Below are 21,121 nucleotides of genomic sequence, written 5' to 3'. Positions count from 1 at the left end.
GAGAAAAAAAGACTTTAGAGAAATCTCTAAAGTCTTTTTCACTTGTCTATTGAAGTTGATTTTACTTATTTTCTTCAAAAACTCGATTATCAACTTCGATAGGAGTAGTATCTCCTTTTTGAGCTGCATTTATTAGTTGTGCTGCATACATTTTAAATGCATGACTTGAATGAGTTGCACCAGAAACAACTTCTACTTCAGCAGCATTTTGTTTTTCTACTAGAGATTTAGCTAATTCTGGAATATATTCTTGAGGACCTGTTCCAGATTTTTCACTCATTGTTTTTTCATATTCTTCATCGTCAGTTTTTAATTTGCCATCACCATTTAAATAATTGTAGTCTACTTTAGAAATTTTTCCATTAGCAACAGTCATTTTAATGAAAGTTTTCCAGCCAGTGGAATCAAGATTCTTTTCTTCTAGACTATATTCCCCATCTTTTAATGGAGCCTTAGTATCGATTTCAATAGCAGTTGTATCACCTTTTTGAGCTGCTTGAATTAATTGTTGTGCATAATTAATGAAGCTTTCAGATGAATGAGTTGCACCAGAAACAACTTCTACTTGGCTAGCATTTTGTTTATTTACTAATTGGTCATTCAATTCTGGAATGTAATCAGCAGGACCTGTACCAGATTTTTCGACCATTGCTTTTTGGTAGTCTTTATCTTCTGATTTTAATTTACCATCAGCATTTACATAATTATAATTAGATTCGGCAATTTTGCCATCTTTTACTGTCATATCAAATTGAACTTTCCAACCATTATCATCGAAATCTTTTTCAGATAATGAATACGTACCGTCTTTTAATGCACCCCCAGCAACTAATTTGCTAGCAACTTCCTCTGTTTTTGGAGCCTTATTTTCATTACTTTTATCTTTAGTTTTCGTAGCATTATCATCAGAACCACATGCTGCTAAAAGTAATGAAAGAGAAAGAGCAGATGCAAAAGCAATCTTGTTGAATTTCATAGTCTCTCACCTTATCCTTTATTTTTTTATCTATTGTGAACTAAGTCACAATTGACATGCTTTATACTATCATGACCGTATTAAATTGTCTGTGACAAAATTATGAACATAGAGTGTTATATACTTCATATGTGAACAAATGGTGAACAGTCTAGACAAGAGGTACCTTCGCGATTACAATAGGACGTGTTGTTCATTTATTCACAATGTTAATCTAAAATTTTTCTTATAATAAAAAGGATAGAGAGGGTTAAATAATGGCTAATACCAATATTGTAATTATTGGCGCTGGCTATGCAGGAGTACATGCTGCAAAAAAGCTAGCTAAAAAATATAAAAAAGATAATTCCGTCTCCATTACGTTAATTGATCGTCATTCGTATCATACAATGATGACCGAATTGCATGAAGTTGCTGCACATCGAGTAGAACCAGATGCGATTCAATATGATTTACGTAAACTATTTAATAGAACGAAAGTAAACTTAGTTACTGATAATGTGACACATGTTGATCATGAGAAAAAGGTAGTGACAACAGAACATGGATCTTTTCCTTTTGATTACTTAGTATTAGGTATGGGTGGCGAACCAAACGACTTTGGTACACCAGGTGTAAAAGAAAATGGTTTTACTCTTTGGTCTTGGGAAGATGCAGTAAAACTTCGTAATCATATAGAAGAAACTGTTCATCGTGCGTCTATGGAACATGATGAAGAAAAACGTAAAGCAATGTTAACATTTACCGTTTGTGGTTCTGGTTTTACTGGCGTTGAAATGATTGGGGAATTATTAGAATGGAAAGTAAGACTTGCAAAAGATTATAAACTTGATCCACAAGATATTACTTTATATCTCGTTGAAGCAGCACCTACGATTTTAAATATGCTGGATCGAAAGGATGCTGGTAAAGCAGAAAAATATATGGTGAAAAAGGGAATTAAAATCTTAACAAATTCACCAATTGTCGAAGTGAAACAAGATGAGGTAGTTTTAAAATCTGGAGAAAGCCTCCCAACATATACTTTAATTTGGACAGCTGGTGTTCGGGCAAATTCTGATACGAAAGACTATGGTATGAGTTCTGCCCGTGCTGGACGTTTAAAAGTAAATGAATATATGGAAGCTGAAGATTTGGAAAACGTCTATGTTGTTGGTGACTTAGCTTATTTTGAGGAAGAAGAGGGAAAACCAACGCCACAAATTGTGGAAGCAGCTGAACAAACAGCAATAACTGCAGCGAAAAATATTATTGCTAAAATAAGTGGTGGTGAAAAACAGGCTTATAAAGGTAATTACCATGGATTTATGGTATCAATCGGTGCTAGATATGGTGTTGCAAATTTAAGTGGGCTTCGTCTAAGTGGTTGGTTAGCAATTTTCATGAAACATATGGTTAACTTATATTATTTCTTTGGAATTCGTAGTGGTTACTATATGTGGAAATATATTGAACATGAATTTTTCCATACAAAAGATAAACGTAGTATCTCTCGTTTCTTTACAAATACTCGTGCTAGTGTCATTTGGAGTGTACCACTACGTCTATTTGTCGGTGGTTTCTGGTTAGTTGAAGCTTTTGCAAAAATATGGGGCGAAACAACTTGGAAAGAAGCAACAGCTAGTTGGTCTAAAGTTCATTTATTATTTACTGGTTTAGGTGAAGATTCATGGTTAGTCGGTTCAACGGTTCGTATGCCTTTTGATTGGTTACAAACAACAACAAGTGGGGCAAGTGAGGCTGCTGATGCTGGAGCAACCGAATGGGCGACTCCAATTTTAAATCATATGCCTGGCTGGTTTGAATGGTTTATGCAAATTGTTCTTCCAAATGCAGATATGGCTGTATTTATGCAAAAATTTATGGTGTTTGTCGAATTAGGAATTGGTCTTGCTCTTATTGGCGGATTATTTACTTGGCTTGCAAGTGCAGCTAGTGCTGGTTTCTTAATCATGTTTACATTAAGTGCGATGCTTGGCTGGGATAAAGTATGGGCACTTCCTGCTTCTATTGCTTTACTAAATGGTGCTGGTCGTTCTATCGGTCTTGACTATTGGGTAATTCCTTGGATTCAAAACAAGTTAGGTCATGCATGGTATGGCAAAGAAAGGGCAATATATAAAGACAACAAGTAATTTTTCATTGTCTTAAGGAATAGTTGAGAGGAGTGAAAGAGATGAAATCATACTACAAAATGATAAAACGTTGGGATATCATCGTAGTTTTCTCTTTAGTTCTCCTTTCATTTATTCCTTTTTTTATTTTTACTTATATTCAATCAGATCGAGAAACTGCGACATCCGTCAATGTAGCAGTTATATCAGTAGACGGTAAAGAAGTAAAACGTATCACTTTAAGCGATAATCAAAAAACACACATTTTTGATATCCATGATGGTGACGGTGGAGTGAATACAATCGAAGTGAAGGATAATAAAATTCGGATAAAAAGTGCCAATTGTTCGGACCAAGTCTGTGTATTAACTGGGTTCATCAAAAAACCAGGAGAGACTATTGTTTGTCTGCCACATAAAGTGTTAATTGAAATTGTAAGTGAAAATCAAACTTCAGATGAGATGATTATTAGTTCATAAATAAGGGTGGGGTGTAGGATGACAAAAAATCAGCGAATTGCATATATTGCGTTATTAGCAGCCCAAGCCGTGATCATTAGTCTAGTTGAACGGGCAATACCCTTCCCTTTTCTTGTAGCACCTGGTGCAAAACTAGGACTTGCGAATATTATTACATGTATGGCCCTTTATACATTATCCACAAAAGATACGATTAAAGTTATTACGATTCGATTAATTTTATCAACATTATTAGGTGGAACAATCTCAACTTTCATGTATAGCGCTAGTGGCGCAATCTTTAGTTTTCTTGGAATGTGGGCAGTGAAAAAACTAGGACCAAAGCGGGTTAGTTTAATTGGTGTCAGTACAACTGGAGCAATATTACATAATGTAGGGCAATTATTAATCGCTAGTTGGATCGCACAAACATGGACTGTATTACTTTATTTACCTGTACTTTCTTTTGTCGGTATTTTAGCTGGGATTGCAACTGGTATTATGGCTAACTTTTTACTAACTCATGTTGAAAAACTTGAATACTATATGTATTTGCAAAGTTCCAAATCAGTAGCAAAATAAGGAGATTCTTTTTCTGAAAATAAAAATAGTTATTCGTTCAAGTCGTTTAAAACTATTGAAGAAGGGAGGATATTTATGCGGATTCATTCCATGTGGGAAAACTTTCCGGAGTTACAAAATGAACTTGTAGATGTGCTTGAACTTATTGATACAAATATTCGTGTTCGCGATAAAACAATTGAAAAGATTGTGAAAGACCTTGTGCATTCTGGTGGAAAAATGTTAAGGCCTGCATATTCATTACTTTGCTCATCAATTGGTCCAGAACAAGATAAAGAAAAAGCAATTGCAATCGCAGCAGCTATAGAATGTTTGCATATGGCAACACTAGTCCATGATGATGTCATTGATGAAGCTGAAACGCGCCACGGAATAGCTACAATTCATTCGTTTAAAGGAAATAAGTATGCCATTTATGCTGGTGACTATTTATTTAGTCTTACTTTTAACCTTCTTTCAAAACATGCCAATTCCTTAGCTGATTTAGAATTTAATGCAAAAGGAATGGAAAAAATATTAATTGGCGAACTAGAACAACTGAATTCTCGCTATATTGAACCGAATTCAGTAAAAGACTACTTATCAAGAATTTCGGGGAAAACGGCACAATTATTTGCAGTTAGTTGTTATTCTGGTGCGGTAATCAGTAAGGCATCACGAAAAATGGCAATAAATGCTCGAAATATGGGACATTATCTCGGGATGGCTTTTCAAATTATTGATGATATACTGGATTACAAAAGCGATAACAAGACATTAGGGAAGCCAGTCATGCATGATATACAACAAGGAATTTATACATTACCGTTTATTTACGCAACGAAAGAAAATCGCACTGCTTTTAAACCGTATATTGAGAAGAGAGATAAGTTAACAAACAATGATTTAACTTCAATCTTCAATTTAATAAAAGAATATCAAGGAATCGAAAAATCATTTGATCTCGCAAAGAAATATACAAAAAAAGCTTTAAATGAATTAGAAAAATTACCTCAAGGGGAGTATAAAACGACCCTTAGAAATTTAACAAATTATTTGCTGAATCGGAAAATGTAAAGAAAACTTGGGGGACGCTAGAGCCGTTAGGAGACATGAGAGACTAGAGTTCGTCGTAAAGAAAGATAGTTTTTCAGCTTTGATGCAATGCTCGAAGCCATGTACACAATGTGTATAGGAAAGAAAAGATTGGAATTACTTTCCTATTAGCTGAAAAATGAGACTGGGACAAAACTCCAGTAAAATAAAAATTAAGGCGTTGGAGCTTACACTAAAAAGTGTAGACCCAACGCCTTTTTTGTCACAATTCTAGTAAACAAAAAGGGCACCTTTTGATAAAATTAAAGTGACGAAACAATAATTTTGGAGGTGCCCTTATGTTTAAACATTATAACATGAATCAAGTAGTTTTACCGCTAAATTTAGAAATTAAGTTGAAAGAAAACGATATTGCTTTTGCGATCAATGATCTTGTCGAGAGTATTCCCGAAGAAGCTTTCGAGGACTTCATACGACAAACCGGCCGTCCCGCGTATCATCCTCGTATGATGTTGAAAGTCATTTTGTGTGGATATACGCAATCCGTGTTTTCCGGCCGTAAAATAGAAGCTTTATTACAGGATAGTATCCGCATGATGTGGCTGGCTCAAGGACATGAACCTAGCTATCGCACCATCAATCGCTTCCGTTCTAATCCACTCATTGAAAACATCCTACGTGAATGCTTTGTCCAGTTCCGAAATCAGCTCGTGGAAAAGGAATTGATTGAAGAGGAAGCCATTTTTATTGATGGTACAAAAATTGAAGCAAACGCAAATAAGTTCACCTTTGTATGGCGGAAGTCCATTGAAAGATATAGTGATAAGCTAATTGAAAAGTCCAATCAACTGTATGATGAGCTGCTAGAGAAGGAGATCATCCCAGCAATAGAGCGAGAAAAGGAAGAGGAACTTTCCGTCAAAGAAATGGAAGAAGTAGTCGAAAAGTTAGACGAGAAAATCGAGGAATATAATAAAAAGATTGAAGTATCTGAAGTTGGGAGTGAACGGAAAAAGCTCCGTTCCGAACGCAAATTACCCATACAATCTCGGAAGCAATGGATGGATTACATTACTCGCAAACAAAAGTATCAAAACGATATGGAGATTTTCGGTGATCGCAATAGTTACTCAAAGACGGACCCAGATGCGACGTTTATGCGCATGAAGGACGACTACATGAAGAACGGTCAATTGAAAGCTGGTTACAATGTCCAAATTGCGACGGAAGGTCAATATGTGCTCGCTTACGATGTTTTCCCAAACCCGACCGATACACGCACTTTAATTCCTTTTCTCGACACGATTGAAGAAAACTTTTTCGAGCTTCCGGAATTCATTGTCGCGGATGCAGGATATGGTAGCGAACAGAATTATGAAGATATCATCGAGAATCGAAATCGAACGCCACTTATTACATACAATCAATATCGAAAGGAGAAGAAAAAGAAGCATAAGGACAACGCTTTTCATGTAGATAATTGGGAATATAATGAGGACGAAGATACTTTTCTGTGCCCAAATGGTCGGAAAGTACGATTTAGCCATCATTCCAAACGAACAGACAGGTACGGATTCACCCGTGAATTTAAAGTGTACGAGTGTGAGGACTGTTCGGATTGTCCACTCCGCGATTTATGCACGAAAGCAAAAGAAGGGAACAACCGAAAAGTCTACATAAATGAAAAGTGGGAGTCCCAAAAAGAATATGTACGTACGAAGCTTTCAGACGAGAAAACTGGTGAAATTTACGGAAAACGTAAAATTGATGTAGAACCAGCGTTCGGTTTTCTGAAGGCTAATTTAGGTTTCACTCGTTTTTCCGTCAGAGGAAAACAGAAAGTGAAAAATGAATTAGCCTTTGCGTTGATGGCGGTGAATATGAGAAAAGTCACCGCCATCAGCGGTAAAATAGTGACGAGAAATGGAAAAACCCCACAAAAAAGGTTCCAAGCAAATTTTTTATTGCCTGGAACCTTTTTATATACTACTTTTGGCTAGTTATGTCCCAGCCTCTTTTTATAAGTAAACTTATTCTTCTGCAAAAACAAGGTTGTCAACTTCAATTGGCGTTGTATCGCCTCTTTGTGCGGCATTTATTAATTGTGCTGCATACATTTTAAAAAGGTGAGTAGAATGCGTTGCTCCACTTACAACACTTATTCCTTCTGTGTTTTGACTGTCAACTAAGGATTTACTTAGTTGAGGAATATACTCTTTTGGTCCAATTCCTGTTTTGTCTTTCATATTCTTCTCATATTCATCATCTTCAGACTTTAACTTTCCGTCTGCATTCACATTGTTATAATCAACTTTTGTGATTTTTCCACCTTTAACGGTCATGTTAATATATGTTTTCCAACCGTTTGTATCAAGATTCTTCTCTGTTAACTTGTACTCACCATCTTCCAATGGAGCACCTGTATCTATTTTAATTTCAGTTGTATCACCAGCTTGGGCTTTTTGGATTAATTGCTGAGAATAGTTAATGAACTTTTCAGAAGAGTGTGTCGCTCCAGATACGATCTCTATTTGTTTTGCATCCTGTTTATCAACTAAGGCTTTATTTAATTGAGGAACGTAATCTTTTGGCCCAACACCGACTTTATCACTCATATTTTTTTGGTAATTATCATCATCTGTTTTTACTTTGCCATCTTTATTTACGTAATTATAATCTGCTTTCGTAATTTTTCCACCTTTAACAGTAATTCGCTCCGTTGCCTTCCAACCATTTTCATCATAATCTGTTTCGGTTAAAGCGTATGTTCCATCTTGTAGTGGGCTTCCTGCAACAATTTTATTTTTCACATTTTCGCTATCAACTCCACTACCTTGACTATTCTGTTCGTTTCGTTCTTCTTTTTTGTTATCCTTTGCTTTATCATTATTACCTCCACAAGCTCCTAGAAGTAGTGAAAAAGAGATGACCGATGTTGCTAATATTTTTTTTATATCCATATTATCACTCCTTTTTAGAAAATTATATAATCTAAACATACCTATAAGAGGTGCTGTCTTACAGTTAGATTGCTCGTTTACCATTCTTTTATACAAAAGAAGGAGAATTTCAAGCGCTAGGAAGTTAATGATAACTCGAATAAAAAAACAAAGTCAGGAAAAACTTTTTTTAAGGGGTGAATGACATATGGATAAAAAGAATATCGTCGTCATTGGCGCCGGTTATTCGGGTGTTCACGCGGCAAAAAAGCTAGCTGGAACTTTTAAAAATGATGATCGTGTTACAATTACGTTAATTGATCGGCATTCTTACCATACGATGTTAACTGAACTTCATGAGGTTGCGGCACATCGTGTTGAGCCATCAGCCGTACAAATGGATTTACGAAAAATTTTTAACCGAACGAAAGTGAATTTAGTTACCGATGAAGTTCACCATGTTGATCATCATAAGAAAGTGGTTACAACAAAGAACGGATTATATAGCTTTGATTATTTAATATTAGCAATGGGTGCGGAGCCAAATGATTTTGGAACACCTGGTGTGAAAGAGAACGGATTTACATTATGGTCTTGGGAAGATGCGATGAAGTTACGCGAGCATATCGAAAAGACCGTCAGACTGGCAGCTTCTGAATTAGATTTTAAGAAGCGAGAAGCAATGCTTAGTTTTACCGTATGTGGGTCAGGTTTTACAGGCGTAGAAATGGTTGGCGAATTGTTAGAATGGAAGAGAGGTTTAGCAAGAGAAAATAAATTGGACGAAGATGAAATTTCATTATACTTAGTTGAAGCCGCACCAACTATATTAAATATGCTCGATCGAAATGATGCCGATAAAGCAGAAAGATATATGGAGCGAAAAGGTATTCAAATTTTAAAAAACTCTCCAATTGTTGAAGTGAAAGAAGATCATGTTGTCTTAAAATCAGGACAAATAATCCCATCTTATACATTAATTTGGACAGCCGGTGTAAAAGCCAACTCGGATGTTAAAGATTACGGTATGGCAAAAGCACGTGCTGGGCGTCTCAAAGTCAATCAATACATGGAAGCAGAAGAGTTAGATCATGTATATGTTGTTGGTGACTTAGCCTATTTTGAAGAAGAAGAAGGGAAACCAACGCCACAGATTGTTGAAGCAGCTGAACAAACTGCTTTGACAGCGGCAAAGAATATTATTGCGGAAATTAAAGGTGGCGAAAAAGTTCCATATAAAGGAAATTACCACGGTTTTATGGTGTCAATTGGTGCAAGATATGGTGTTGCTAATTTAAATGGCATTCGTTTAAGCGGTTGGTTCGCTATTTTAATGAAACATATCGTGAACTTATATTATTTTTTCGGTATACGCAGTGGGTATTACATGGTTCAATATATTCGTCATGAGTTTTTCGAAATAAAGGACAAGCGAAATATATTCCGAAATTTTACAAATCGGTACGGAAATGTACTTTGGAGTTTCCCGCTTAGACTCTATGTTGGTTGCTTTTGGTTAGTCGAAGCAGGGGCAAAATTATGGGGCCATGATACGTGGAAACAAGGGATGTCAAGTTTCAGTAATGTACCTAATTTATTTCAAGGATTAGGAGAAGATTCGTGGCTTGTAGGAAATACCGTACGGATGCCGTTTGATTGGTTGCAAGATCCAACGAGTGGAGCAACCGCGGCTGATACGGGTGGGGAATGGTCAACACCTATTTTAAGTAAAATGCCTTTTTGGTTTGAATGGATAATGAAAATAATGTTACCAACTCCAGAAGTAGCCGTATTTATGCAAAAATTTGTCATTTTCGTCGAGTTAGGTATTGGACTCGCATTAATCGCAGGATTATTTACTTTTTTAGCAAGTCTCGCAAGTGCAGCATTTCTTGTTATGTTTACGTTAACTGCGATGCTAGGTTGGGATAAGTTTTGGGCTCTCCCAGCATCGATTGCCTTATTAAATGGATCCGGTCGAACATTAGGGTTAGATTATTGGGTTATTCCATACCTTCAAGCTCGACTCGGTCATTGGTGGTATGGCAAAGAACAAGCAATTTACAGAGATGATAAGTAAAATATAAGCACCTGGTGAAATGTAGATTCATCAGGTGCTTTTGTCATTTATTATACAGTTGGTTCAATTTCGTTTGTTATTTCGCTGTCGTATATTTTATTTTCCTGAGACACGCTTTTTTCTAATCTATTGTATTGGATTAACATCGCAATTCGCCATGGAACAATCATACCAAAGGCTAGGAGCCAAAACATTCCACCGGTTGCTCCAACATCGATTGTAAAACTTAAAGCTGCCTTAAGAGCTGTGCGAATAAGTAATAAACCAACTAAGATAAAGGCAAATGCTTTGGAGCGGGTAACGTAAATTTTACCCTCTCGAGTTTCAAAATGTGTTGTTTTAATGAGAAAAATAGAAAAAATCATTCCGACAACAACGGCTTCTAAAATTTCTAGTGGCGTTACACGGAAGTAAGGGAAAATAAACATGAGCGCACCTGTACTCATAAATACTGGTGGCAAAATAATCTTTTTTCGATTCACCGGATGTTTCGTTGCTTTCATTCGAATGACAAGAACACCAATCGCCATTATAATTGGAACGACAAAACTAATATATACCAAAACAATCACCCACTTAACCAAACGTATAATTGCAATTTAGAATACGATAAATTATACCACTTTCCATCGAATCTTTCCAAAACAAAATTTTGGTTTCTACTAGAAAATTAAGTGAATGATTGGAAATTCTACTGTCGGTTGAAGACATTTTTATAACTAGCAAGAAATAGAAATATAATAGAACATAAACAAAGTAGAACTCGATCCATTAAATAATATTGTGGCGATATAGTATAATAAAAATTAGCTGAATTTGCGCCAATTGACAACAGTTTAAATAGTCGTCCTGTAGAAAGTAAATCAAGAATAAAATAAGTGAAGGTGATAAATAACCCATTGTAACTATTTTTTGTTAACACAGTTGTACAGATAATAAATGACGATAGAAACAATATATTTGGAATAAAGCGAATACTTAATAAAAAACTAGTCATATCTAAAAATGCTATGTTACGGTAATAAAATATTCCAGAAATAAAAGAACCAACACAAAAAAGGGAAGTATAAATACCCCAGCGAAGTAAAATCATGTAGTTAATTTTATTTGGATGATAGTAACTTAAATACTCATACGTTTTATCTTTATAGTCATTAAAAAAAGCTAAACAAATAATTAAAGACGCTAAAAGGGGAAAAGTGTAAATCGAATAAGTTATCAATACTCCTTAAAAGGTACTGTTCCTTTAGTGATTGAACATAATTAGAAGATACGGGGTTTAAGATTGAAAAAATGACAAAGAGTAATATCATTACAAATGATATCTTCAACTTTTTTCCCATAGCATCATATACCTTGAAAAAATGATTAAAAAATACTTTACTTTTTTTGGAAATAGATATATGCATTTTCAAGTGTTATCTCCTTATCATGAAAGCTATCACTTTTGTCAATTCCAGAGTGAATATTTTTGATATATTTTATCTTTACTTTATTGTTATTAATCCGCTTTTCTTCTATTATAGAATGATTGAAAGGATAATATTCGTTTGTTTTTTAATTATATTTCTTTCAAAAAAGATAAGATTTTCATGGACGAAATTAATGAAAATAAATTCGAGCTAATAAAACCATAATAAAAAACCTCGACAAATTTAAAAATAGAAATTTCTAACGAGCTAGTAATGTTAAATAATAAAAATAGAAGAAAAATGATAAAACTAATAAAGATGGGACTTTTTAATAACACCTTTATATAAAAAAAGTTAAAAATTCTCATAGGCTGTTTTTCGTAACATCTTAAATGCTACAAAACCTCCTTTTTTGTACAAGTAAAAAATTAATGAAAGGATACTAATAGAAAGAAGTAAAACCTATCTATTTTAGTAGGTTTTCATGTTGCTATAATAATATAAAACTATTTTTTCCTAAAAAAACAAGTATTAAAATATAATAAATTAAAAAATAACCAAAAAATATAATAAAACCTGAAATATTCATAGCTACAAATCCCATTTGATAAAATTTGTTAAATTAGTTGAACATAACGGTATTTAATTAAGAACCGTAGCCAATTCATAAAATAACTGAATTTTCAATAGAACAACTCTGGTATTTTGGGCATACTTCCCCCTTGACTGAAAAATTTATTTTTTTCAGTTATGAGAAGTATTCTATTGGTCATTCCAATTGTAGTTTTTGAATTCGATTCAGTACATCCCAAAAGAAATTTTGATACACAAAACTCGATGATAGTTTGAAGTAAAGGGATCTGCCTGATTTCACGACTTTACTTGCCGCTTTAATTAACCGAGTACGTATCGTATCAATTTGCATAGTTTTTTGACCTTCCGGAAAACAAAGAGTTCGTAACCAATTGGTCAAATTATATGCAAGAAGTGTTAACATCATTTTTACTTCGTTCACTAGAAAAGCGTGGCTATTCATATGATCAAAGTAAAAGCCATTTTTTGCTTCTTTGATATAGTTTTCCATCGTCCCTCTTTTTTGATAAGCTCGGACGATATCTTGAGGAAAAGCTAATTCAAAGTTAGTAACAAAAAAGGAATGGGTAAAGAACAGCTCACCTGCAGGACGTACCGATTGAATAATCACCCTTCTTGGTTTTGACCATGATTTTGCTTGGTAAATCGTTTCTTCATAATAGGTTTCCGTCTTGGAAACATCTAAAGGTGCGGAAGAAGGATGGTATTCCTTCGCTAAACTTTGTAGTTGTGAATTCGATTTCAACCGAATAATATACAAAACAGATTCTTCTTCACACAGATCGTATAATCCCGGAACAGCAAACCCACTATCTCCACGAAGAAACAGGGTAGTTTCCGGAAACATTTCGTTATAATGTTTAATGAGAGGCCGAATAAATTCCACCACACCATTTGATGTATAAACATTTCCGGGACGGAGTTGTGCTTTCAAAAAGTCACCAGTCGCACCATCAAAGGCGACTAATGGATGAAAACCCATCGTGCCATAATGAGTATTATATGACGAAGATTCTTGGTCCCCATATGTATCCGAATGAGTCGAATCCAAGTCGATAAATAACTCTTTCGATTGTCGAAAACAATGAATCTTATCAAGCATTTCTTGGTTAGCCAGATTTAATTGTTCAATTGAATCTTTATCAAATCGTGTATAAAAGCGAGACAAACTGGGCTGGGAAGCAAGTGTTGGAGTTTCAATGATTTCCTTAAACACAGGATCATGAGTCAACTGATCAGCCGCATCATCTTCCGCATACCCGGCAATGATTTGATAGACTTTTTGACGTAACAAGTTTTCATTTGAATGAAGATAATATTTCCTTGAATCGTTAAGTCTCAAGTACTTAACTAAAGTCTTTGAAAAACCAATTTTTTCATCGAATTCTCTAAAAAGAAACTCACCTGTATCGGAGGAAAGAGAACCTCCATCATTTGACAATTTAATTTTATGATTGAAATCAAGTGTTTTTTGCGTTAAAGTAACCATATAAAGAGTCCTTTCTGTTTGGTTTTTGTTTTGGTTACTTTAACTTTAACAGAAATGGATTCTTTTTTCATTTTTTTAATGAATTACAATAAAGCCGAAAAGGCTTGGTAATCCATAAGTTATAATAAGTTTCTGAATTTTTGTGAATAATTCAGGTAAAAACATCTGATAAATTGTATTGCAATTCATCAGATGTTTTTTGTGATTACGTGAATCTAAGCGATAAAAAGAAAATAAAGTATAAATAGAAGACAGAGGACGTACATAATTGGATGAACTTCTTTATATCGTTTTTGTGCAACGAGTGCGAGTGGGTAAATAATAAAACCAAAGGCTAAACCGTACGCCACGCTTGAAGTAAGTGGCATCATAATAATCGTTAAAAATGCTGGAATAACAACTTCTAATTTGCTCCACTGAATATTTTTTATATCCATCGCCATTAATGCCCCAACGATAATTAACGCAGGTGCAGTAACTTCAGTTGTGATGACAGAAAGGATAGGGGAGAAAAATAACGCAATACCGAAACAAAGAGCGATGATAATAGATGTAAAGCCCGTTCTTCCACCAACTGCTATTCCAGATGATGACTCAACACTTGTTGCTGGGGTTGATGTCCCGAGAATGGCACCGATTGCTCCGGCTGAAGAGTCCGCTAAAAGAGCTCGTCCAATTTTTGGGATTTCATTATTTTTCATAATTCCTGCTTGACTTGTAAGTGCAATTAATGCACCTGCTGTATCAAAGAAAGCAACAAATAAGAATGTAAAAATAACCGCTAACACGTCAGGTGTAAAGATTTCGTGCAAATTCATGAACACAACACCGAATGTTGGTTTTAAGCTTGGAATCGTACCAACAATTGAAGAGGGCCATTTAATTAAACCGGCGAGCATTCCAATTATTGTCGTAATGACCATGCCGTAAAATATACCTCCGTTAATTCCACGTACTAACAATAAAATCGTAATGATAAGGCCAACAATAGCTAGTGCGGTGGTAGATGAGGTTAAGTCTCCAATCGAAACAAATGTATCTGGATTGGAAACGATGATCCCTGCATTTTTAAAGCCAATAAATGCGATAAAAAAGCCAATCCCTGCCGCAATCGCATGTTTTAAATCTTCTGGAATTGCATTAATAATCTTTTCGCGAATTTTCATCAAACTTAAAAGCATAAAGATTACCCCTGCAATAAATACAGCTGTTAAAGCAATTTCCCATTTAATTCCCATATTCATACAAACAGAAAATGTGAAGAAAGAATTTAATCCCATACTAGGAGCAATTGCAACTGGATAGTTGGCAAGTAATCCAATAAGAAGTGTGCCAATGATTGCCGTGAGTGCGGTTGCTGTAAAGACTGCACCTCGATCCATTCCTGCTTGGTAAAGAATAATCGGATTTACTACTAAAATATAAGCGATAGATAGAAAAGTTGTAATGCCTGCTAACGTTTCCTGTTTATAGGAAGTATTCTTTTTAGTAAATTGAAAAAAGTTATTCATGATGTAATCCTTCCTGTCTGTTTTCATTTATTTTGCCGATAACTGTAAGGTTTCACCTTTTCCGTATAAAGAATACTTGAAGCTCGACCCTTTAGGTAACTAGAGAGACTAGAGTTCGCTTGATGAGAAAGAGAGTTTTCCTGCTTTGATGTAGATGCTAGAGCCTTCCTATTCCACTTGTAAAAAAAACTTTAGCCAAATAAGGCTAAAGTTTCTTTTACAAGTGGAATACAATAAGAATATCTATTTATTCCTTGTAGACAAGCTATTGTACGGTAGCTGGTAGAAACGTTCAAGCCTATTCTTGAACTTATACAAGGTGTTTATTTATTATTATAATAGAAAAATGATATCAAGTTTTATGCTAGCCGTCAACAGCCGTTTTTCTACGATGTATGACATCTTTTATTAATTTCGGTAATTCGTCTGTTTGACCTTGATTTTTAACTCTACTAAAATATTAGAAAAATGAAGAACATAAAAGGATAGTAAGATGCCAAAAGATACGAACTTACGATGGTAGTGATAGAAGGAGACAAATAATGGTTGAACAAACAACACAAGAACAAATTAACCATGTTTTATGGCAAGCAGTTGATACTTTTCGTGGGAAAATTGATTCAACTTCATTTAAAGATTATATATTGACGATGTTATTTATTAAATATTTAAGTGATACTTATAAAGAACATTTAGAACAATATACAAAGCAATATAAAGATAATGTAAAGTTAATACAACAATCGATGCAGCAGGAACGATTTGTTCTCGATAAACAATCTTCATTTGACTATTTATATAGTAAGAGAAATGATTTGGAAATTGGCGATATGATTAACAAAGCGCTTGTACGAATCGAAAAAGAGAACTCTGGGAAACTCAGCGGTGTTTTCCGCAATATTGACTTTAATAATGAGGCGCTACTAGGCAGAACAAAGGAAAGAAATGCGATGATTCGTACTTTACTAGAGGATTTTCAAAAACTTTCACTTAAACCATCACAATTAGGGAATGAAGATATTGTTGGAAATGCTTATCAATATCTCATTGGATTATTTGCTTCAGATGCTGGAAAGAAAGGTGGAGAGTTTTATACACCTGCTGAAGTTTCTGAATTACTTGCACGACTTGTAAAACCACAAGAAAACGACCGAATTTATGACCCGACATGTGGATCCGGTTCTTTATTGATTAAAGTGGCGCAACAAGTTCCAAATCGGAAGGTAGCGATTTACGGTCAGGAACGAAACGGAGCTACTTATTCGTTAGCACGAATGAATATGTATTTGCATCGAATTGATGATGCAAAAATTGAATGGGGCGATACGTTAGCAGCACCACTTCATTTAGAAAATGGGAAATTAATGAAATTCGATAAAATTGTTGCCAATCCTCCATTCTCCTTAGATAAGTGGGCAATAGGGTTTGCAAGCGAAGTTACAAATGAAAAAAAGTTTAAAATGAGAGCGGGGCTCGATCCTCACAGCCGTTTTGAATGGGGAGTTCCACCAAGTTCAAAAGGTGATTTTGCTTTTATTCAACATATGCTATACTCACTTGCGGAAAATGGAACAATTGTAACCATTTTCCCTCATGGTGTTTTGTTCCGGGGGGCAAGTGAAAAAAGGATACGTAAAAAAATTATTGAGTACAACCTTCTAGATGCGGTTATTGGACTTCCTAAAAATTTATTTTATGGTGTAGGTATCCCTGTATGTATTTTGATTTTTAAGAAAAATAGAGAACCAAAAGATGTTCTTTTTATTGATGCTTCGAGTGAAGAACATTATAAAAAAGGGAAAAACCAAAACAAATTACGAATGGAGGATATTGAAAAAATTATTGAGATATATGAAAAAAGAGAAACGATGAATAAATATTCCTATGTTGCAACACTTGATGAAATAGTTGAAAATGATTTCAACATAAACATCCCACGGTATGTTGACACATTTGAAGAATCAGAACCGATTGATATGGAAGTGGCGAAAGAGAATATTCAAAACATCCGAAAAGAACTCCAGGAAGTCGAAGCACAAATGGAGTATTATTTGCGAGAATTAGGTTTGTAGGTAGTAAATTTTTAAAGTAATTATGAAATTTTCCATGTAGGAGAATAGAATTTTATTGATGATTACTTTTTAAGATTTAAGGGGAAGTTCAAATTTTCTCATGCAATCTTGATTATTAAGGATGAAATACTGTGATAAGAAGATGATCTTCATTGTCCGAGGCACAAAGCCAGTGTCTTTTTCTCTTGTTTGGATAAACTATTTCTTAAGAAGGACCTATTATATAACCGAGAAGGTGATGGTTTATGACTGTAAATAAAACCCCAAATCGATTAATCAAAGAAAAATCACCGTATTTATTACAACATGCCTATAATCCAGTTGATTGGTATCCGTGGGGAAACGAGGCGTTTGAGAAAGCAAAACGCGAAAATAAGCCGGTATTTGTCAGTATTGGCTATTCAACTTGTCATTGATGGCACGACGTAAAAGTCGCAATCGTATAAGCCTTGATATAACAATGTTTTCCTATAACGTGACAATTCACTAAAAAACAAAGAAAAAGCCACCATTTTCGGTGACTTAGTAGAATTCTACTTTAATATTGAATTTTTCACCGTTTCGTTCATACGAAACATAATCGACCAGTTTTCGCAAATCACGATTTAATCGTTTATCAAAAGGGTTGGTTACGTCTAATTGTTCCGCAATACTTTCGACCAATTTTAGCTTTTTCTCGACCGTGTCGTTACTTACGCTATTATATTCCGCTTCATATGACCTCAATTCGCGACGTTTTGTTTCTACCTTCTTCGATTGTTCTTCGGTTCTTTTGTCCATTTCTTCTTTGTCGATATACCCGTCTACGAATAAGGTTTTGATTCGTTCAAGTCCTTCTTCTAATTTCGCTAGTTCTTCACGGATAATCGCTATTTTTTCTTTTAATCGTTTTTGTGAATCCATATCAACAACGCCCGAAGAATCTAAAAGTTTATTTCGATATTCTTCGATTTGTTCTTTTAATGCAATAAGAAGGATTTCAGAATTACAACCCGAATTTCCGCAACGATTTCCGAACGGGTCGGTATGTTGGCAGATTCTAACATTAAGAACTTTTGAACCGTCCGCACGTTTTCGCAGATATTGTCGCATAAGCGAACCGCAACGTTTGCAACGAATCAATCCCGATAATGTATAAACCTCTTGACGTGCTTTACGCGGAATCTTTTGTCTTTTCGCTAGTTTCGTTCCAGCCCGATAAAATATATCTTTGTCAATTATTGGTTCGTGACAACCTTCGACGCGAATCCATTCGTCTTCGGGCTTCTTGCGAAGGGGCTTCGTTTTCTTCTTTTTATGCCCGCTTCCTTCGGTCTTTCCATAGATAATCGTACCGATATACGTTTCATTCGTAAGGATTCGTTGGATTTGAATTTCTTGGAAGAACTTTCCTCTCCGTGTACGATAACCCATTCTATTCAAACGAAAGGCGATTTGTTGAAGAGGTAAGTCGTCGTTTACATACCATTCGAATATTTTGCGAACCATTTCAGCGGCTTCTTCGTCAATTACTAACGATTTTGTATTTCGGTCGTAATTATAACCGATTGGCGGCGTTCCATTCGACCAACGACCAAGCCGAGCCGAACGTTTCTTTCCTTCTTTGAAACGCTTTTTCGTTTGGATATATTCGTATCGACCCATTGAAGCCTTAACGTCAATAAGTATATTTGTTTCGTCCGATAAGTCGATAAAATCACCATACGGCGTTAAAATCGGCGTATTTGATTCGGCAAATATACGTTTAATATAACCATATTCGTAAGTATCGCCGCGTGTTATTCGGTCGAAATCAATAACCAATACCGCGTCATAAATTTTTCGTTGAACACGTTCCAACAACCGCTTGAATTCGGGACGGAATTCGATTGTATCGGAAGAACCTATTTCTTGAAATATATCGTAATCGAACCCGTGTCTATTACAAAAATCGAGTAGTTGGCTTCGGTGTTTCAACAATACGTCTTCGTCACTAATGCCTTCTTCGTTCCTTGATTTTCTCAAATAAATTGCAACGAACTTGATACTTTCATAAACGTTGTAAGGAACGTTTTCAAGTGCGTTCAATTCACTTTCGCCCCCTTATAAAATTAGTTTACTTGTTCGATAACATTATACCGACCTTCGCAGTTTTTGTAAACAAGTCTACTATTTAGATAAAAGGAAACCGCCTAACATATCTTGTTAGACGGCTTGTTAGATGGTTACGCGGTTTTCCACTTATGGTCGATTTCTTGAACAACGTCGTTCCAAACTTTCGAGAAAATCGTTTCTGTTTCGGATTTAGGGCTATCGCTAACAAAACCGACGCCGAAGATTTTGTCTTCGATATATGGTTCGTTATAGTATTCCGCCAATTTGTGAATACAGTCGCGAATATCTCGATTAGCATAATACAAGCAATCGCCCGCTACGTCTTTCGTGCAGATTCCCGCCTTGCGAAGTTTTTTAGCTACATAAGCGAAAGTAAGGGCGGAACGCAATTCTTCCGTCAGTTCTGTTAGTTGATTTTCTAGTAGTTTTGAGGATTCGCTACCTTCCATTCGTGACCACAGTCCTTTCGTCGTTTTTATATAGGAAAAAAACCTCACAAAGTTAGTATACCAAGAATTGTCAAAAATGGTCAAAGTTTTTAAATGGAATTTACGAAAATTTACCTTGTTAAATCCGTCGTTAGTCTAAATATATAATTGAAGCGACAATAGAATGTTATTCGTTGTCGTTCGGTATCGTTAAAATGCACCGTAAACGAATCGAAAAATAAGACGGGTTGGCGAAACGAAACCGAGAAAACAACGATTTGCCGCGGCGATTATAAAAATTTAATATTTTTACGAAATCGACCTTGTTAAATTGGTCGTTAGTAGATAAATAGAATTCTTCGAAGGGATTGTAACGCCTTTTCGTAGGGGTTGTAACGTTCGAAGGTTAGGACGTTGTAACTTTGGCGTTACAAGAAGAATATCCAGTATTTAAGAATATCCAACAAAGAATAACCAATAAATAAATATATTATAAAATTGCGAAGCAATTTATCCCGTAGGGATTATAAACGAATTATTAAACGTTGATTATAACGTTATTGTAACGAAGATTATTTCGTTATAAACGTAAAATACGTTAATTAATTCGAGATTGTAAAACGAAGATTATTTTCGATATATATATATATATATATATTATTCGTTGGATATTTCGTTAAATTACTACGTTGATTATTTCGTTATTGATTATCGAAGATTGTTCGTATAGATTGTCGTTTATAGATTCGTAGATTTACGAATTATTATTTCGTTGTATATGTTTCTTACGAATAATTTAACGATAAAATAACGATAAATAGCGATAAAAGGACGTCCGAAAATCGTTATAAAATCGTCAAAAGTGACATTCGAAAATTTAACGAAAAATACGTCAAAATAACGATAAAATACGTTGAAAAACGTAAAATATCGACCTTTGAAAAACGTTGATTTTATGCGGTTTCCAGCCGATTTTAAAATAACGGAAAATAACGGAAAACGACGATTCGGAGAAACGATAAAATATCCGCAAAAGGCTTTCCGTAGACGTCCGATTAAAAATTTCGACTTTGGGGGTGTTTTCGTTATGAGTAAAGTTGATTTACGTCAATTCAGCGAAAAACAATTAATTGCGATTGGGCTATTGTCGCAACCAAATAAAGCGGGATTCAGCTTCGAAGAAATAGCGGAACAAAGCGGTATTTCAGTTCGTCAATTACACCGTTGGAGAAAAGACCCTACGTTCAAACAAGCGGTCGTTGAACAATCGCTAGAAAACGTTAAAGAGGTAATTCCTAACGTGCTAAAAGCCCACGTTAAGAGAGCCGAAAGCGGCA

15 protein-coding genes, 1 pseudogene and 1 riboswitch are annotated in these 21,121 nt (G+C 35.1%); of the genes and pseudogenes, 9 read left to right on the top strand and 7 right to left on the bottom strand.

Annotated elements, in window-relative coordinates:
• Positions 1-61 precede the first annotated feature (61 nt).
• Positions 62-976 (bottom strand): extracellular electron transfer flavoprotein PplA, encoded by a 915-nt coding sequence (gene pplA, locus BN2144_RS15435; RefSeq protein ID WP_033829135.1) that lies wholly within the window; start codon positions 974-976, stop codon positions 62-64.
• Positions 977-1,233: 257 nt separating this feature from the next.
• Here pplA (BN2144_RS15435) and BN2144_RS15430 point away from each other — a divergent pair, with 257 nt between their 5' ends.
• From BN2144_RS15430 to BN2144_RS15410, 5 genes are all read left to right on the top strand, one after another.
• Positions 1,234-3,111 carry an FAD-dependent oxidoreductase gene (locus BN2144_RS15430; RefSeq protein WP_033829134.1) on the top strand — a complete coding sequence of 626 codons (1,878 nt, stop codon included), beginning with the start codon at positions 1,234-1,236 and terminating at the stop codon, positions 3,109-3,111.
• 41 nt (positions 3,112-3,152) lie between these two features.
• Complete coding sequence (locus BN2144_RS15425; RefSeq protein ID WP_033829133.1) at positions 3,153-3,569, top strand: NusG domain II-containing protein; 417 nt, start codon at positions 3,153-3,155, stop codon at positions 3,567-3,569.
• A gap of 18 nt (positions 3,570-3,587) precedes the next feature.
• Entirely contained in the window at positions 3,588-4,130 is a 543-nt protein-coding gene (locus BN2144_RS15420) for a Gx transporter family protein (RefSeq protein WP_033829132.1), read from the top strand.
• Between the two features lie 75 nt (positions 4,131-4,205).
• The gene (locus BN2144_RS15415) at positions 4,206-5,186 is read left to right on the top strand and encodes a polyprenyl synthetase family protein (RefSeq protein ID WP_033829131.1); all 981 of its coding nucleotides are present in this window, start codon (positions 4,206-4,208) and stop codon (positions 5,184-5,186) included.
• Between the two features lie 317 nt (positions 5,187-5,503).
• On the top strand, positions 5,504-7,165 hold the full coding sequence (locus BN2144_RS15410; RefSeq protein ID WP_230199692.1) for an IS1182 family transposase: 1,662 nt from the start codon (positions 5,504-5,506) through the stop codon (positions 7,163-7,165).
• 30 nt (positions 7,166-7,195) lie between these two features.
• Here BN2144_RS15410 and pplA (BN2144_RS15405) read toward each other — a convergent pair whose 3' ends face one another.
• Entirely contained in the window at positions 7,196-8,125 is a 930-nt protein-coding gene (gene pplA / locus BN2144_RS15405; RefSeq protein WP_033829130.1) for an extracellular electron transfer flavoprotein PplA, read from the bottom strand.
• A 187-nt stretch (positions 8,126-8,312) separates the two neighbouring features.
• On the opposite strand from pplA (BN2144_RS15405), the gene BN2144_RS15400 reads away from it, so the two are divergent.
• A complete protein-coding gene (locus BN2144_RS15400; protein ID WP_033829129.1) occupies positions 8,313-10,184 on the top strand; it encodes an FAD-dependent oxidoreductase in 1,872 nt (623 codons plus the stop codon).
• Positions 10,185-10,234: 50 nt separating this feature from the next.
• Here the strand turns inward: BN2144_RS15400 and BN2144_RS15395 are convergent, their stop codons facing one another.
• From BN2144_RS15395 to BN2144_RS15385, 3 genes are all read right to left on the bottom strand, one after another.
• Positions 10,235-10,747: a CcdC family protein gene (locus BN2144_RS15395; protein WP_033829128.1), complete on the bottom strand. Its 513-nt coding sequence runs from the start codon at positions 10,745-10,747 to the stop codon at positions 10,235-10,237.
• Positions 10,748-12,365: 1,618 nt separating this feature from the next.
• The gene (locus BN2144_RS15390) at positions 12,366-13,679 is read right to left on the bottom strand and encodes an IS1380-like element ISBco1 family transposase (protein WP_017550355.1); all 1,314 of its coding nucleotides are present in this window, start codon (positions 13,677-13,679) and stop codon (positions 12,366-12,368) included.
• Between the two features lie 215 nt (positions 13,680-13,894).
• Positions 13,895-15,190, bottom strand: a complete 1,296-nt coding sequence (locus tag BN2144_RS15385) for an NCS2 family permease (protein ID WP_033829127.1) — start codon at positions 15,188-15,190, stop codon at positions 13,895-13,897.
• 237 nt (positions 15,191-15,427) lie between these two features.
• Positions 15,428-15,528, bottom strand: a riboswitch (purine riboswitch).
• Between the two features lie 204 nt (positions 15,529-15,732).
• On the opposite strand from BN2144_RS15385, the gene BN2144_RS15380 reads away from it, so the two are divergent.
• Positions 15,733-17,262: a type I restriction-modification system subunit M gene (locus tag BN2144_RS15380; protein WP_033829126.1), complete on the top strand. Its 1,530-nt coding sequence runs from the start codon at positions 15,733-15,735 to the stop codon at positions 17,260-17,262.
• Between the two features lie 245 nt (positions 17,263-17,507).
• Positions 17,508-17,675 (top strand): annotated as a pseudogene (locus tag BN2144_RS19320) (DUF255 domain-containing protein); the annotation flags it as partial.
• 109 nt (positions 17,676-17,784) lie between these two features.
• On the opposite strand, the gene BN2144_RS15375 reads toward BN2144_RS19320, so the two are convergent.
• Positions 17,785-19,329, bottom strand: coding sequence for a recombinase family protein (locus tag BN2144_RS15375; protein ID WP_033829125.1), 1,545 nt, complete (start codon positions 19,327-19,329; stop codon positions 17,785-17,787).
• A 137-nt stretch (positions 19,330-19,466) separates the two neighbouring features.
• Positions 19,467-19,805 carry a hypothetical protein gene (locus BN2144_RS15370; RefSeq protein WP_033829124.1) on the bottom strand — a complete coding sequence of 113 codons (339 nt, stop codon included), beginning with the start codon at positions 19,803-19,805 and terminating at the stop codon, positions 19,467-19,469.
• A gap of 892 nt (positions 19,806-20,697) precedes the next feature.
• Here BN2144_RS15370 and BN2144_RS20150 point away from each other — a divergent pair.
• The coding region (locus BN2144_RS20150; RefSeq protein ID WP_033829123.1) for a phBC6A51 family helix-turn-helix protein at positions 20,698-21,121 on the top strand (424 nt) is incomplete at its 3' end.

The organism is Bacillus andreraoultii, from assembly GCF_001244735.1.
Lineage (GTDB): Bacteria > Bacillota > Bacilli > Bacillales > Caldibacillaceae > Caldifermentibacillus > Caldifermentibacillus andreraoultii.
The sequence above is the reverse complement of the archived record's forward strand: the minus strand, read 5'-3'. Positions and strand labels throughout refer to the sequence as shown.

Bases quoted from the DNA above. Each gene is read 5' to 3' on its own strand.
- pplA (WP_033829135.1), bottom strand. From the start codon at position 976: ATGAAATTCAACAAGATTGCTTTTGCATCTGCTCTTTCTCTTTCATTA.
- BN2144_RS15430 (WP_033829134.1), top strand. From the start codon at position 1,234: ATGGCTAATACCAATATTGTAATTATTGGCGCTGGCTATGCAGGAGTA.
- BN2144_RS15425 (WP_033829133.1), top strand. From the start codon at position 3,153: ATGAAATCATACTACAAAATGATAAAACGTTGGGATATCATCGTAGTT.
- BN2144_RS15420 (WP_033829132.1), top strand. From the start codon at position 3,588: ATGACAAAAAATCAGCGAATTGCATATATTGCGTTATTAGCAGCCCAA.
- BN2144_RS15415 (WP_033829131.1), top strand. From the start codon at position 4,206: ATGCGGATTCATTCCATGTGGGAAAACTTTCCGGAGTTACAAAATGAA.
- BN2144_RS15410 (WP_230199692.1), top strand. From the start codon at position 5,504: ATGTTTAAACATTATAACATGAATCAAGTAGTTTTACCGCTAAATTTA.
- pplA (WP_033829130.1), bottom strand. From the start codon at position 8,125: ATGGATATAAAAAAAATATTAGCAACATCGGTCATCTCTTTTTCACTA.
- BN2144_RS15400 (WP_033829129.1), top strand. From the start codon at position 8,313: ATGGATAAAAAGAATATCGTCGTCATTGGCGCCGGTTATTCGGGTGTT.
- BN2144_RS15390 (WP_017550355.1), bottom strand. From the start codon at position 13,679: ATGGTTACTTTAACGCAAAAAACACTTGATTTCAATCATAAAATTAAA.
- BN2144_RS15385 (WP_033829127.1), bottom strand. From the start codon at position 15,190: ATGAATAACTTTTTTCAATTTACTAAAAAGAATACTTCCTATAAACAG.
- BN2144_RS15380 (WP_033829126.1), top strand. From the start codon at position 15,733: ATGGTTGAACAAACAACACAAGAACAAATTAACCATGTTTTATGGCAA.
- BN2144_RS15370 (WP_033829124.1), bottom strand. From the start codon at position 19,805: ATGGAAGGTAGCGAATCCTCAAAACTACTAGAAAATCAACTAACAGAA.